Origin of the sequence: Pseudomonas sp. GM41(2012), from assembly GCF_000282315.2 — a bacterium.
Classification (GTDB): domain Bacteria; phylum Pseudomonadota; class Gammaproteobacteria; order Pseudomonadales; family Pseudomonadaceae; genus Aquipseudomonas.
Map to the genome: position 1 here is coordinate 2,152,720 of NZ_AKJN02000006.1, position 14,218 is coordinate 2,166,937.

General features: G+C 55.5%; 12 protein-coding genes and 1 pseudogene. 2 read left to right on the top strand and 11 right to left on the bottom strand.

Annotation, left to right across the window (positions count from 1 at the left end):
- Positions 1-6: 6 nt before the first annotated feature.
- The 5 genes from PMI27_RS16240 to namA all read right to left on the bottom strand — a co-directional run bounded on the left by PMI27_RS16240 (position 7) and on the right by namA (position 5,291).
- Positions 7-1,317, bottom strand: coding sequence for an MFS transporter (locus tag PMI27_RS16240; RefSeq protein ID WP_008145355.1), 1,311 nt, complete (start codon positions 1,315-1,317; stop codon positions 7-9).
- 593 nt (positions 1,318-1,910) lie between these two features.
- Positions 1,911-2,294, bottom strand: a complete 384-nt coding sequence (locus tag PMI27_RS0229380) for a nuclear transport factor 2 family protein (protein ID WP_033053363.1) — start codon at positions 2,292-2,294, stop codon at positions 1,911-1,913.
- Between the two features lie 290 nt (positions 2,295-2,584).
- Positions 2,585-3,604, bottom strand: coding sequence for an alpha/beta hydrolase (locus tag PMI27_RS16235; RefSeq protein WP_008145357.1), 1,020 nt, complete (start codon positions 3,602-3,604; stop codon positions 2,585-2,587).
- 201 nt (positions 3,605-3,805) lie between these two features.
- Entirely contained in the window at positions 3,806-4,189 is a 384-nt protein-coding gene (locus PMI27_RS16230; protein ID WP_008145359.1) for a nuclear transport factor 2 family protein, read from the bottom strand.
- Positions 4,190-4,250: 61 nt separating this feature from the next.
- On the bottom strand, positions 4,251-5,291 hold the full coding sequence (gene namA, locus PMI27_RS16225; RefSeq protein ID WP_008145361.1) for an NADPH dehydrogenase NamA: 1,041 nt from the start codon (positions 5,289-5,291) through the stop codon (positions 4,251-4,253).
- Between the two features lie 112 nt (positions 5,292-5,403).
- Between namA and PMI27_RS16220 the strand changes: the two genes are divergently transcribed.
- A complete protein-coding gene (locus PMI27_RS16220) occupies positions 5,404-5,793 on the top strand; it encodes a winged helix-turn-helix transcriptional regulator (RefSeq protein WP_008145363.1) in 390 nt (129 codons plus the stop codon).
- A 678-nt stretch (positions 5,794-6,471) separates the two neighbouring features.
- On the opposite strand, the gene PMI27_RS32470 is transcribed toward PMI27_RS16220, so the two are convergent.
- Entirely contained in the window at positions 6,472-7,239 is a 768-nt protein-coding gene (locus PMI27_RS32470) for a methyl-accepting chemotaxis protein (RefSeq protein WP_443200785.1), read from the bottom strand.
- An 87-nt stretch (positions 7,240-7,326) separates the two neighbouring features.
- Positions 7,327-8,418, bottom strand: a pseudogene (locus PMI27_RS32475) (cache domain-containing protein); the annotation flags it as partial.
- Between the two features lie 1,115 nt (positions 8,419-9,533).
- Here PMI27_RS32475 and PMI27_RS16205 point away from each other — a divergent pair.
- The gene (locus tag PMI27_RS16205) at positions 9,534-10,112 is read left to right on the top strand and encodes a flavin reductase family protein (protein ID WP_008145371.1); all 579 of its coding nucleotides are present in this window, start codon (positions 9,534-9,536) and stop codon (positions 10,110-10,112) included.
- Positions 10,113-10,208: 96 nt separating this feature from the next.
- Here PMI27_RS16205 and PMI27_RS16200 read toward each other — a convergent pair whose 3' ends face one another.
- The 4 genes from PMI27_RS16200 to PMI27_RS16185 all read right to left on the bottom strand — a co-directional run bounded on the left by PMI27_RS16200 (position 10,209) and on the right by PMI27_RS16185 (position 14,164).
- Positions 10,209-11,501: an NAD(P)/FAD-dependent oxidoreductase gene (locus PMI27_RS16200; RefSeq protein ID WP_008145373.1), complete on the bottom strand. Its 1,293-nt coding sequence runs from the start codon at positions 11,499-11,501 to the stop codon at positions 10,209-10,211.
- Positions 11,502-11,606: 105 nt separating this feature from the next.
- Positions 11,607-12,350 (bottom strand): SDR family oxidoreductase, encoded by a 744-nt coding sequence (locus PMI27_RS16195; RefSeq protein ID WP_008145375.1) that lies wholly within the window; start codon positions 12,348-12,350, stop codon positions 11,607-11,609.
- Positions 12,351-12,424: 74 nt separating this feature from the next.
- On the bottom strand, positions 12,425-13,528 hold the full coding sequence (locus PMI27_RS16190) for an alkene reductase (RefSeq protein WP_008145376.1): 1,104 nt from the start codon (positions 13,526-13,528) through the stop codon (positions 12,425-12,427).
- 54 nt (positions 13,529-13,582) lie between these two features.
- Complete coding sequence (locus PMI27_RS16185) at positions 13,583-14,164, bottom strand: TetR/AcrR family transcriptional regulator (protein ID WP_033053206.1); 582 nt, start codon at positions 14,162-14,164, stop codon at positions 13,583-13,585.
- Between the last annotated feature and the right edge of the window lie 54 nt (positions 14,165-14,218).

Sequence of the window (14,218 nt, forward strand, 5' to 3'; positions counted from 1 at the left end):
CGTTAATCAAGCGTTGGCCATTTCGAGGCGTTCAGCGCTGGCATGACGACGGGCAAGGGACAGGACACAGATCAGCGAAGTCGCGGCAATCAGGCTGTAGAACACCGCCATCGGCCACCATTGGCCGGCGAACTTGTGCGCCAGCAAGGTGCCGATCAGCGGCGTCAGGCCACCGGCCACGGCGCCACAAATCTGATAGGCCAACGAAATCGCGGTGTAGCGCACGCGGGTCTCGAACATGCCGCTGACGTAACCGGCGATCACCGCATAGAACGACGCCATGCACACCACCGCCAGGGCGATGCCGAGGATGATCAGCGGCGCCTGGGCCGAGCTGACCAGCACGAACATCGGGTACGGCGAGGCGATGGCCAGCAACGACACCAGGCACAGGAATCGGGTGGCGCCCATTTTCTCGGCGACCCACGCGGCCAACGGTTGAATGCAGAACTGAATGATCGCCACCACAAACAGGCACTCAAGAATCAGTGAGCGCGGCAGTTCGAGTTGCTGGGTGGTGTAGGCGATCATGAAGGTGTTGGTGAAATACACCCCGGCGATCCCGAGGGTGTTGGCGCCGATGCACAACAGCAGCGGACGCCACGCGGTGCGCAGGACTTCCATGACCGGTGCCTGCTCCTTGCGTGTGCTTTTGCGCGCCAGTTCACGGCTGGCGAGGAACTCCGGCGACTCATTCACGCCCAGGCGAATCGCCAGGCCCACCAGCAGCAACAGCGAACTGGCGAGGAACGGCAGGCGCCAGCCCCAGCTCATCAGGTCTTCTTCCGGCAGACGGGTGACTGCGCTGAAGGCCAGCAACGACAGGATCAAACCGGCCGGGCTGCCGAGTTGAGCAAAGGAGGCGAAGAAATTGCGTCGACCTTTCGGCGCATGCTCGCCGGCCATCAACACCGCCCCGCCCCACTCGCCACCGACGGCGATGCCCTGGACGATGCGCAGCAGAATCAGCAGCACCGGCGCCGCTGCGCCGATTTGTGCATAGGTCGGCAGCAAGCCGATGCAGACTGTGACCACGCCCATCATCAGCAACGTGATGATCAGCGACTTTTTGCGGCCGATGCGATCGCCGATATGGCCGAAGATAATCCCGCCCAACGGCCGCGCAAAGAAGCCCACGGCGAAGGTGCCGAAGGCGGCCATGGTGCTGAACAGTTTGTCGTCGGAGGGGAAGAACAGCGCGCCGAACACCAGCGCGGCGGCGGTCGCGTAGATGTAAAAGTCGTACCACTCGATCATGGTGCCGATAAAGGCTGCGGCTGCCGCACGGCGCGGCTGAGGAGAAGCTTGGGGCTTCATGGGTCGGTCTCCTTTGGTTATTTTTTTGGCAGGAGTGAAACTGCAAAATCAAGGCGCTCTGACGGCGCCTGTCTGGAGATGATTTATCGTCTCGGGGCTATGATTAGTCAATTTTCTATTTATTATGCGGACTATTACGTCAGCTTATAATCGAGAGCCACCATGGCCGAACGCGATGTACAACGCGTAGGCGTTCATCAGAAAAAAAAACGACTTCACCAGAAATTGAAATGAGCTATCGCCGCCTAAACTGAACCTCCAGTTTAACTACAGAGCGTAAGCGGCCTTCGGCGCTTGCGAGATGGCTAGGACCTTTCGAATCGTGCAACACGTCGCTCAGAAACAGCTGCCCACCTCCGTGACTGTCAACATGCGAATGCGGTGCCGGAACAGCAAAGGGCAGCTGGGCGCTGCTCTGACCCGTTGTTGGCACCGATGCCGAATTGACCCAGTTGCCGAGATGTCAATGACCCAGTCTGTTCCCCTCGAATCATTGCCTATGCGGGATTTCTTCAGATTTAGGGATGGGTCAGCCTTGCTTCAGCTCGTGGGCCAATTCGGCGCCGGCGTCAACAGCCGGACGGCTCAAGTAATTAAGGCGCTACATGCGTTTGGAAAATCTTACTAATCACAGTCCACTTACCTTCGACTTTCAGCAGATGGAAGAAGTCAGTGAAAGAGGTGCCTGACATGTCGTTAGCGTCGATGCGAGCGCTAGCCGCGGTACCGACGATCTCGATGCGGACTATAGCGGCCTGTGCGTTAGGAGATGGACGGAAATCCTTGTCAATCCCATCGAACAAGATCGGAATTGCGCCGCCTGCCAGCTTGCCATCGGCGCCGACGCTGTACATCGTCGCATGATCGTTGAAAGCGGGCTTCATGATACTGCTCTTGGCCTGCTTGCAACCCTCAATATACTTGTTAAGTACCTCACTGATAGCTTGGTATTCTTCTACGTACGTAGGTTTGCTCACTGTTTTAGTACTGACTTGTTGGTCACTCGGTAGGTTATCTGCTTGAGCAATCGCGCCCAAGCTCGAAATTAGGACAACAAAAAACAAACTCTTGATAGAAGTAACTTTCATTTATTAACTCTTAATTTAATAAGGATTGCGATTATTGATTTATGCTCAACGGCAGAAAGCACAGCAGGTGTTCCGAAAAACTTTCGGTGCTACTGTAGCTCGCAATGAATTGAACGATGTGTTTTCAATAAAGGACTCTCGCAGTTTCACCGTGACCTGCGGATTCTTTGTTTTTGAAACTACTTGCTCAGGCTGGTCTTGAGTTCTTGAGATGCCTGCTCGATCGCGGTGCGAGGCGCCGGCAGATGGCTGAATGCGTTCGACAGCCCAAAATCGTGAATCATGCCGTTGTAGCGTACCGACTTCACAGGTACACCCGCAGCGTCGAGCTTGCGCCCGTAAGCTTCAGCTTCATCGCGCAGGACATCGAATTCGGCAGTTTGGATCAGCGTCGGCGGCAAGCCCTTCAACTGCTCGGTTGTCGCCTGCAGCGGCGAAGCGTAAATCTGCTTGCGTGCCTCGGCGTCGGGTGTGTAATTGTCCCAGAACCACACCATCAAGTCCTTCGTCAGGAAGTAACCGTTGGCAAACTCCTTGTAGGACGGCGTGTCAAAGTTTGCATCCGTCACCGGACACAGCAACACTTGCGAACGCAGTGCTGGTGCGCCCTTCTCGTTCGCCATCAAGGCAACCACGGCTGCAATGTTCCCGCCTGCGCTGTTGCCAGCTACGGCGAGGCGTTTGCCGTCTACGTTGATCTCCTTGCCATGTTCGGCCACCCACTTTGTCGCGGCATAGGCTTGCTCGATGGCGACGCCATATCCCGCCTCAGGCGAGAGGGTGTAGTTGACGAAGACCGCCACCGCACCCGAGCCTACTACCAGGTCACGCACCAGCCGTTCGTGGGTCGGGAAGTCGCCCAACACCCAGCCGCCGCCGTGGAAGTACATGAACGCGGGTAGGGTTTTCTGTTTGCTGTCGACAGGTCGCACGATGGTCAGCTTCAGGTCGCTACCGTTGACGCGGATCGTCATCTCGCTGACATCAGCTGCCGGCAAGGCCACTTGGGGGGCAGCCTGGGCAGCCGCCAGCGCGGCGCGGGCATCGGCCGGCGTCATGGAGTCGAGCGTCTTGCCGCCTTCAAGGGATTGCAAGAATTTTGCGGTGTTGTGTTCAACACCGGGCGGGCTGGCTGCAAAAGCATTACCAAGAGACAGGGTCGCAGCGGTAAGGGCCAGAGCGGAGGTGAGGGTTTTCATGATCTTTCCTCTGTATTACCTGAGTGTGTGGATCGTTTTGAATAGCGAGCTACTTCATATTTGTGTTGCGTCTTCACTCAGGCAGTGGAAGACAACGACTTCCAGGTCGTGTGCCGGACGCACAGTTCCAGCGCCGCTCGTCTAAACAAAGCAGGCATGCTGGGAAGCCTCATCTCCCGCGTACTCAAGGAGGACAGAGGTTCAAGGCGCGACGTGGGTGTGGAAAATCTTGCTGACTACCTTCCACTTGCCATCGACTTTCAACAGATGGAAAAAGTCGGTGAAGGAAATGCCTGACATGTCGTTGGCGTCGATGCGAGCGCTAGCCGCCGTCCCGACGACCTCTATGCGGACTATAGCTGCCGGTGCGTCAGGAGATGGGCGGAAACCCTTGTCGATCCCATCGAACAGGATTGGAATCGCGCCGCCGGCCAGCTTACCGTCGCCATCGACGCTAAACATCGTTGCTTGCTCACTGAAAGCTGGCTTCATGATGCTGCTTTTGGCCTGCTTGCAGCCCTCAATGTACTTGTTCAGCACTTCGGTGATGGCTTGGCATTCTTGTACGTAAGTCGGTTTGCTCATGTGTTTACCCCTGCTTCATGGGATTGCTATTGATCACTGATTTGATTTATGCAAAAAAGCTTCAGGCTTTGGTATCAAGCCAGACAGATCCATAACGTGTGTAGGCCTCAGGAATCTCTATGACTTCCTTCAGATCATCTGCTGCGCTGCGCACCCAGAATGGATCGCGAAGCATTTGCCGGCCTATAAACACCAGATCAGCCCGGCCGTTTTGCAAAATTTCTTCGGCCTGGCGCCCACTCTGGATCACACCCACCGCCCCCGTGGCAATGTGCAGTTCCTTACGCAGCAATTCAGCCGCAGGTACTTGGTAACCTGGGTAGGTCTGCACCTTTACCATTTTGATTCCACCGGAACTGCAGTCGATCAGGTCGACACCCTGCTCTTTCATCCAGCACCCATATTCAAGGAACGATTCAGGCGTGTTTCCACCTTCGGCGTAATCAGAGCTAGATATCCGAACGAACAGAGGACGATCTCCCCAATGCTTTTTGACTTCCTCAAAGACTTCGCGCAGGAAGCGATAGCGACGTTTGGCATCACCTCCATACTCGTCGTCGCGCGTATTGGCCAGTGGTGAAAGAAACTCACTCAGCAAGTAACCGTGAGCGGCATGGATCTCAAGCACATCGAATCCAGCGTCGCTCGCGCGCCGTGCGGCATCCCCATATAGCTTCACCAAACCCGGAATTTCATTAGCCGCGAGTTCGCGGGGAACAGGACTAGAATCCGTGAAAGGGATCGCCGAGGGCGCGATGTGAATGAGATTGGGCAGATCCGCGTTGCGCCCCGCGTGGCCGATCTGAGCGCCCGCTTTTGTACCAAAGCTGTGGAGCAGTTCGGTGAAAGCCTTCAGGCCGCGAACGTGTTCATCGCTCCAGATGCCGAGGTCACCGGGCCCAATGCGACCATCAGCGTGGACAGCCATCGTTTCGGGAAAAATCAGCCCCGCCTGACCTAAAGCGCGAGCACCATAATGAACTCGGTGCCAATCAGTGATAAAGCCGTCATCGGCAGCCATGTGCATGCACATGGGCGACATGACAACCCGGTTTTTCAGTTTGAGGCCTCTAATTTCATAGGGGGATAGCAGCAAGCTCATCTAGAACATTCCATAGTGATCGATATGGAATGATGCTAACGTACACAGCATATATGCGTAAGTACGCACAATTTTGTGCTGTAGGCACACTTTGTATACCATGGAGATAAAAGTGAAAAAATGTATTCCTCAGGGTGAAATTGAGGCGTTCGCTTGTCCCGTCGCGTTCACCGTCGATGTCATCGGTGGAAAATGGAAATCGCTTATATTGTTCCACCTGATGTCCGGAACGAAGCGCTTCAACGAGCTGCGACGCCTAATACCAGATATTACTCAGAGGATGCTGACACTCCAGCTGAGAGAGCTGGAGACTGATGGGGTTATTCATCGCGAAATTTATCGTGAGGTTCCGCCAAAGGTGGAGTATTCGCTCACAGAATTAGGCAACACCCTCGCGCCTTTGGTCAGTGCGATGCGGGAATGGGGAGCGGCGCATGAAAGTACGATCTTAGAGTTCAGGCGCTCTGCGGTCGATGACGATCAGTTTGAATCTCTGGCCTGAGTCTGTGGCGCAGCGCGACGCTGGCAATCGAAGCGTTGGGATGGGCACACTCATGAATGACCTGGGCCGTGAAGGAGTAGGAGCACGAACGGCGTTGTGGCTGCATGAAACACCCGCTTGAAAGGCTAGAACGGGTGCACACTTAAATTTATGTCCATGTCCTGGCTTTGCGGGGCTGGGTAGATGACTTGGCCGGATTTATACGCATCTCCAAGTGTTTGACTAACTTCAGAGTGAAACCGGACGAAGCCTTCCACCGGCACCTGCTCGCTTGCAAGTGTATTCTCGACCCTGGTGTTATCTGCATATCCCAAGCTCTTGGCGTACACCATCTTTGGGTCGCTCAGAAGATTCAGATGCTCGAAGATCAGTCGATGGTATTTGTTGAATGCGGCTTGCGAGCAGGTATCTAGAGCGACGTTCGAGCCATCAGCATCACATTTTGTAGAAACATGCCCAAGTCGAGCCAAGAGCCCTGCTCCATGGATCGATCGGTGGTAAATACAATGCTCCGCGGCGCGTCAAAAAACTTAAAGTTATCGTCAAGTTCTTCTCCTCGCACACGCAGTGCACGGTCCAGCCGCCGGGAGTCTAATGGCGTCCGGCGATTTTTTCTGCACGGTAAATCGCCTACAGCCTACACCGTCGAAATCTGTAAACGGACTTTGGTGAGGTTTATCAGGTCCGAAAACGTCGCACCAAGCTGTCCAACTCACTAGAGAGTACGGCCAAGCCATCGGAATTAACTCGCGCAGACTCCGCCAGTTCGGCCACCCGCTGTGCATCCCCATGAATCTGACTGACGTGTAGGTTAATGCCTTCGGCTACCTGATGCTGCTCTTCGGCAGCAGTTGCGATTTGAGTGTTCATGTCCCTAATCACGTCCACAGAATCCCGGATCTGTCCGAAGCTGGTCCGCGCCACGCCGATACGGTTAACCGACTGCTGCGAAACCTCCAGGCTGGCGCGCATTTGGTGGGTGACAGCACCTGTGCGTTTGGCCAGGTTGCCTAGCAGACCATCAATCTCTGCAGTAGAGTCGGCAGTTCGTTTGGCCAGCGCTCGGACTTCATCGGCGACCACGGCAAACCCACGTCCCTGCTCGCCCGCACGGGCAGCCTCAATGGCGGCATTTAGCGCCAGCAGGTTGGTCTGCTCGGCGATCGAACGAATCGTCCCGAGGATTGACTGGATGTCATTACTGTCGCGCTCCAGTTGCTGCATCGACTGAGCAGACTTTCCGATCTCCTGGCTCAGTTGATCGACACTACTGACCGCTGCATCAATCTGTTGCTGCCCCTCGCGGGCCTTTAGCCAACCGCTATCGGCGGACTCGGCTGCCTGGCTGCAGGAGCGCGCAATTTCATTGGCGGTAGCGACCATTTCATGGAATGCAGTCGAGACCATGTCCACTGCTTCACGCTGACGCCCGGCGGCTTCAGCCATGTCGCTGGAGACCTGGGTCGAATCCCTTGAAGTCGCGAGGATATTGTTCGCTGCCTGGCCGATACGGTGGATCAGGTCGCGGATGGCGGCTAGGAACTGGTTGAACCAACTAGCCAACTGCGCGGTTTCGTCGTTCCCGCGCACCTGCAGATTCTGCGTCAGATCCCCCTCACCCTGTGCGATGCCTTGCAAACCGCTGGCTACGCTGCGAATCGGTCGCACAATCAGGCCAGCAAAGCTGGCCCCGACCAAGGCAAAAACGAGCGCCAGCACCCCGGCAATTAGGGCAATCAACCAAGCGAGTTGGGTCGCGGAACTCATGACCTCTTTGTGCTTGATCAGGCCAACGAAACTCCAGCCCAATCGCTCGGACGGCCAAACGTTGGCCATGTAACGCTCGCCATTCAGTTCAACTTCAACCACGCCTTTGCCTGCCTTCGCCAACTGTTCGTAGCCTTTGCCGATTTCCACCAGGTCTTTGAAGTTGTGCCCCGGATGTTGAGGGTCGACCAATACCTTGCCGTCGCGCTCGACGAGCATCAGGTAGCCGCTTTCACCGAGTTTGATTTGCTTGATAATTTCAGTGAGCTGCTGGAGCGACACATCGATACTGATCACGCCGCTGTTGCTACCCAGTTGGGTATCAATACTGCGGACGACACTGACATAGACGGCATCTTTCGGGGCGAAGTAGTACGCGTCGGTGCGCACGGTCTTGCCTGGATTACTCTGGGCGGACTTATACCAAGGGCGCTCGCGCGGATCGTAACTGGCACGCTTTGGATTATCCGGCCAGGAAACGAAGCCTCCGGCACTGTTGCCGAAAATGATATTGGAGTACGCCGGGTGGCTACTGGCCAAGTGCGCATAGAAAGCAAAGACTTGCTTATCCAGCGCGCCTTGCGGGATATCAGCGGCGTTCGCGCCGGAATAGTTTTTAAGGCTGCGGTCAGTGTCTTTCAGTAGCGTTTGGGAGGCGAGATACTCGACGTTCTGGCCGATACCTTCAAAGTACAACTGCATGGCATTGTCGATCTGACGGATTTCACGGTTACTGCCGTCGATAAAACTGTCGAGCGCTTCAGTGCGCAGATTCATGACAACGAGCGTCGCGACTACGCAAATGGGAAGGCACGCGATGACAACAAACGCCCAGGTCAATTTATGTTTGACGTTCATCTACACTCCAGAATTTTATCGAGTCGTTTTTATAAGAGCATTGCGTAGAGAGAGGCGGCGCTGGCAGTGGTAGCAGCTTGTTTACGAGGGTGGAACCTTAGCGGGCACTAACCAATAATAAAAACAATAATAATTGATAGCTTACACAAATATAAGTTATCAACTCTTGCCGGCTGAAATCGCTCACTACCGTCTATCTTTCGTCAGGCAACCCGATATCTGTCACGTTTCATTTTATCGAATTTAACAGCGAGGTCGCGGATCGCGGCATCTCCTCGCGAGTTGATCGGCAAAGATTGTTTCAATGGTGTCGAGAGCTTGACCACCGGCAGATATCCACGACGCCCTACAGATAAGAAAGACTCTGGCATTCAATGCCCTGTGAAGATGGGCTTGCGTCTCTCAGCAAATGCCTTACGCCCTTCGGCGTAATCCTCTCTATTTGCGGCTTGATCCAGGATGACTGCCACTTCATCGGAAGTTAGTGGGGCAGCACTAGAACACAGACTTTTGAGCATCATCTTGTAGGCGCCACCGATAGAGCCAACACTTACCATACCTTGAGTGGTCGCGACGCAATCAAAATTCTTGACGCTATATGTAGTGATCGCTATAGAATGAGAGCGTTATAGGTATCTGTCGCTTCGCATTTGGTTCGGCCTTGCGCATCCGCCTCACGGTTGGTAGAGCCCGTCCCCCATTCATCATGGTGGGCGACCAATTCGGCGTGCTAACGCAGACCCAAGCCCCGGGTTGGGGATTCGGCTATGGCTGGGCCGTACTCGCCGAAGCGAACCAATCCGACTCACCTCTAGGACAGGGCACGCTGCAATGGGGTGGTGTCTGTGGACACTCCTGGCTCCTCCACCCCGTGAGCAAGCTGACCGTAGTCAGCCTGACCAACACCGCTTTCGAGGGCATATCTGAAGCGTTTTCACTGGCGGTTCGTAATGCCGTCTATGGGCATACCGAACCCTAAAAGTTATGACACGCAGCCCATCATGAGGGGCGTTATGAGAAACGTATTTATTCCAGGTTGCGCAGAATCGACCTCCGCATGAACCCACCCGGCCCCGATCCAGCGATCGAATCGGAGCATTGATTTAGGAATTGAAATGGACGAACACATTGCCGCCGTGCCTCTGGAAAAGGCATACAGGCTCATCAATCACGGCCCGACCATACTGGTATCCGCTCAAAATGAGGGTGTGAAGAACGTCATGGCCGCCGCGTGGGCCTGCGCACTCGACTTTTCACCGCCCAAAGTGACCGTGGTTTTGGACAAGATGACCAAAACCCGTGAGCTGGTAGAGCGCAGTGGCGTATTCGTTGTTCAGGTCCCGACCGTGGCACAGCTCAAACTGACGAGCGACGTCGGCAGCTCAAGCCTGTTCAATGATCCCCACAAGCTGGCTCATTGCGGTGCACAGATTTTCGACATCAATGGTTTTGACGTGCCATTCGTTGCAGCCTGCTCCGCTTGGCTTGCATGCAAGCTGTTACCCGAGCCACACAACCAGACGACTTATGATTTGTTTATCGGCGAGGTCGTTGGCGCTTGGGCAGACACACGTGTCTTCAAGGACGGGCACTGGCACTATGAAACAGCCAACCCGGATTTTCGTAGCCTGCACTACATTGCAGGAGGGCACTTTTACGCAATCGGTGAAGCGGTGAATATCGACGGGAAGTAAATTCCCGAGCAAGCGCCCGCCCCTGTCGGATCACGGCACTAATAGGGTGAATGAGCGCAACGCCCGAGTGGCGCTGCGCCTAAACATCGTTACAGCCTAGTGCAGCTTCAACCGCGGCTCAGTCCCTCGACCAATCCGATTACCCAACATCAGCAGCAGGGTCGGGAACAGGCCATATAGAGCGACCTGGTGCATGCGGTACAACGACGCATAAAACACCCGCGCCAACCAACCTTCGAGCATTACGCTGCCGGTCAAATTACCCATCAGGTTACCCACCGCCGAGAAGCGAGATAGCGAAACCAGTGAGCCGTAGTCCTTGTACTCGTAGGTCGGCATTGACTTGCCTTGTAGCCGAGCTTTCAGACTCTTGGTGAGCATCGACGCCTGTTGATGAGCGGCTTGAGCCCGGGGCGGTACGTTTTGCTCGCTGCCAGACTGCGGGCACGCAGCACAGTCACCGAAAGCGAAGATATTGTCGTCCAGCGTGGTCTGTAATGTCGGGCGTACGAGCAGTTGGTTGATGCGATTGGTTTCCAGGCCGCCGATATTCTTGAGGAAGGACGGCGCACGAATGCCAGCAGCCCAGACCTTCAGGCTAGCCTCGATCACATCGCCGTTACGGGTCTTGAGATGCTCGGCGGTGACTTCACTGACTGTGGCGTTGGTCATCACCCTCACGCCGAGTTTTTCAAGGGTTTGATGCACTGGCGTACTGATGCGGTTCGGCAGCGCGGGTAGTACTCGCGGTCCGGCCTCGATCAGGGTGATGTGCATGTCGTGCGGCTTGATGCGATCCAAACCATAAGCGGCCAGCTCACGGGCAGCATTGTGCAGTTCGGCAGCCAATTCCACACCGGTGGCACCCGCACCGACAATCGCCACGCTGATTTTCTCGTTTTCACTCCCTGCGTGGGCGCGCAGATAATGGTTGAGCAGCTGCTGATGGAAGCGCTCGGCCTGTGCACGCGAGTCTAGGAACAGGCAATGCTGCGCAGCACCCACGGTCCCGAAATCATTGGTGTTGCTACCCACTGCGATGACCAGAGTGTCGTAGCTCAGGGAGCGTTCCGGCACCAGCTCATGCCCGGCATCGTCGAAGATAGCCGATAGCCGGATTTGCTTGGCTGCACGGTCGAGCCCGCTCATGCGGCCAAGTTGGAACTGGAAGTGATTCCACTTGGCCTGGGCCACGTAGTTCAGCTCGTCATCGTGAGCGTTCAGTGAACCGGCGGCCACTTCATGCAACAGAGGCTTCCAAATATGGGTCAGGTTGGCGTCGACAAGGGTGATGTGAGCAGCGCCACGCTTGCCCAGGGTCTTGCCCAGGCGCGTCGCAAGCTCCAGACCGCCAGCGCCACCGCCGACAATCAAAATACGGTGTGTCATTGAAAGGTCTCATTGCTTTACGGGGGAGACAGGAAAGATCCTGTAGCGCCCGGACACCCTGCATAGCGACAGTGTCCGGGCTTGGCAGGTGCGGCTGGGTTCTGCTTACCAATCCTGTCGGGTAGGCGAAATGATCACCTCGTTGACGGTGACGTTTGCAGGCTGATCCAAGGCATAAACCACCGCTTTACCAATATCGTCAGGTGCGATGGCAATCTTGTTCAGCTCTTGGGCAGCCTTGCGCCCTGCTGGATCGGTAACTTTGTCTGCCCAACCGGTATTGGTCACACCCGGGCTAACGGTGTTAACCCGAATTCCGTGGTGGACACCCAGCTCCTTGCGCATCGACTCAGTCATTGCCTGAACGAAGAATTTGGTCGCGCTGTATACGCCAGCCGAAGGACCCACTTGGTGGCCCGCTACGGAATCCATGTTCAGGATCTGACCAGACTTCTGTTTCAACATGAAGGGCAGCACAGCCGCGACGCCATTCAGGTAGCCCTTGATGTTCACGTTGATCATCTTTTCCCAATCATCGACGGCCAGGTCCACCCAAGTCGAAAACAGCATCAGGCCGGCATTGTTGATCAGGATGTCTACCGAGCCGAAGGAGTCTTGAGCGAACTGAGCCAACGCCTTCATATCTTCCAGATTAGTGACGTCGCTGACACGACCCACCGCTTCACCGCCGTTCGCTTTCAGCTCGCTCACAATGGCATCCAGACCTTCTTGATCCAACGCAGCTGCGACGACTCGAACGCCTTTCGCGGACAGGGCGCGAGCCGATGCAGCACCCAGACCTGAAGATGCACCAGTGATGATCGCTGTCTTGTTTTGCAAATAGTTCATGGGAGTTCCTCTCGATAGTGACTGCCCGCACGTGTCGGGCAGTGGGTTGGGGTATCGCGGGTGTTGGTTATTAATCAGTAATTGCCGACAGGCCAGTCGGTGTAGCCCTTGGCTCCACCGCCGTAGTACGACTCACGCGGTGCAATGGTGAGCTCGGTGCCACGACGCAGGCGTTCGACCAGGTCGGGGTTGGAAATGAACAGACGACCGAAGGCAACCGCATCGATCGTGCCCTGCGCTCGACGCTCGATCGCCATTTCCAGGTCGTAGTTGTTGTTGCCAATGAATGGCCCCGTGAACTGCGCGCTCAGCGCGTCCATATCCACACCCGCCGGCACCTCACGCGAAGTCGCGGTAGCACCCTCGACGAAGTGCAGGTAAGCGAGATCGAATTTGTTCAATTGCTGAATGAGGTAGCCATACATCGCCATCACGTTGCTGTCTGGAGGCGTGTTGCCGGCATCGGGCGTGACGGGCGACAAGCGAATTCCTACGCGTTCATTGCCCCAAATTTTGACGATCTCTTCTGTCACTTCCAGGGTGAGACGCGCGCGGTTCTCGATCGACCCGCCATATTGATCGGTGCGGTGATTAGTCGAATCACGCAGGAATTGATCCAGTAAATAACTGTTGGCCGAGTGAACCTCTACGCCATCAAAACCAGCGCGTTTGGCATTTTCGGCGGCACGCTTGTATTGCTCGATGATTCCTGGGATTTCATCGGTTTCGAGAGCCCGGGGCATCGACACAGGAACAAAACCATTCACGGTATAGGTATCGCCCTCGGCCTTGATGGCGGAGGGAGCGACCGGCGCGGCGCCATCTGGCTGCAACTCCACGCTGGAAAACCGGCCCACATGCCAAAGCTGGCTGACGATCTTGCCGCCAGCGGCGTGCACTGCGTCGGTCACTTTTTTCCAACCAGCGACCTGTTCATCGCTCCAGATGCCTGGTGTCGCGGCGTAGCCGCGTCCCTGAGCGGAAATATTGGTTGCTTCAGCCACGATCAAGCCTGCACTGGCCCGCTGGGCGTAGTACTCGGCGTGCAATTCATTGGGAATGCCATCTTCGGCATAGCGGCTGCGAGTGACGGGCGCCATTACGATGCGGTTTGCAAGCTCCATCGCCCCCATGGTGACGGGAGCGAACAAGTCAGTACGGTTACTGTTATCTGTCATGCTGAACCTCAAAAAAAATAGACCAGTCGTCTAGTAAAGTGATAAATAAAATGACTACGACAAGAGTCGCTTTGCCATTGTCAGAGAGTTTTCAAAAGCACTGCTGCGTTTGCCAATCTTCATCATCAAAGAGGCACCGAGCCAAATCTGATAGAGCGACTGCGCAAGCGTCGAGCTAGGAATGGCGGATGTGATCGAGCCATCAGCGTGACCCTGCTCGATGCAACGCTCCAGCCGCACGTGGACCGCTTGCGTCCCTGTGTCGAGCACTAGGCGCATACCTTCGGAAAGGTCACACACCTCTGCGCCCAATTTGACCACCAGGCATTTGTCAGTCGGTAAATCTGAACATTGGGTTTGCGCCCAGTAATGGAAATAACCAAGCAGTCGTTCAGCTGCCGGGGTGGTGCCGGCCAGCAGTGAATCGACTACGACGAGGTAGTCGGCAAAATACTGTTCAAGCAGCGCTTGGCCGAATTCATCCTTGGATTTGAAGTAGTGGTAGAACGAGCCTTTCGGCACTTGTGCTGTAGCCACCACTTCGGCCAGGCCGACGCCGGTATAGCCCTTATGGGTCATCAAAGTCCTGGCGATATCCAGGATGTGTTGGCGGGTTTCAGAATGACGTTTTTTCATAATGTCGCCACCTTAATAAAAAACAGACCAGTCGTCTAGTAACTATTCCAACGA

Excerpts from the sequence above, each read along its gene's own strand:
- PMI27_RS16195 (WP_008145375.1), bottom strand. The coding sequence starts at position 12,350 with ATGAACTATTTGCAAAACAAGACAGCGATCATCACTGGTGCATCTTCA.
- PMI27_RS16185 (WP_033053206.1), bottom strand. The coding sequence starts at position 14,164 with ATGAAAAAACGTCATTCTGAAACCCGCCAACACATCCTGGATATCGCC.
- PMI27_RS16235 (WP_008145357.1), bottom strand. The coding sequence starts at position 3,604 with ATGAAAACCCTCACCTCCGCTCTGGCCCTTACCGCTGCGACCCTGTCT.
- PMI27_RS16190 (WP_008145376.1), bottom strand. The coding sequence starts at position 13,528 with ATGACAGATAACAGTAACCGTACTGACTTGTTCGCTCCCGTCACCATG.
- PMI27_RS32470 (WP_443200785.1), bottom strand. The coding sequence starts at position 7,239 with ATGGCTGAAGCCGCCGGGCGTCAGCGTGAAGCAGTGGACATGGTCTCG.
- PMI27_RS16240 (WP_008145355.1), bottom strand. The coding sequence starts at position 1,317 with ATGAAGCCCCAAGCTTCTCCTCAGCCGCGCCGTGCGGCAGCCGCAGCC.
- namA (WP_008145361.1), bottom strand. The coding sequence starts at position 5,291 with ATGAGCTTGCTGCTATCCCCCTATGAAATTAGAGGCCTCAAACTGAAA.
- PMI27_RS16230 (WP_008145359.1), bottom strand. The coding sequence starts at position 4,189 with ATGAGCAAACCGACTTACGTACAAGAATGCCAAGCCATCACCGAAGTG.
- PMI27_RS16200 (WP_008145373.1), bottom strand. The coding sequence starts at position 11,501 with ATGACACACCGTATTTTGATTGTCGGCGGTGGCGCTGGCGGTCTGGAG.
- PMI27_RS16205 (WP_008145371.1), top strand. The coding sequence starts at position 9,534 with ATGGACGAACACATTGCCGCCGTGCCTCTGGAAAAGGCATACAGGCTC.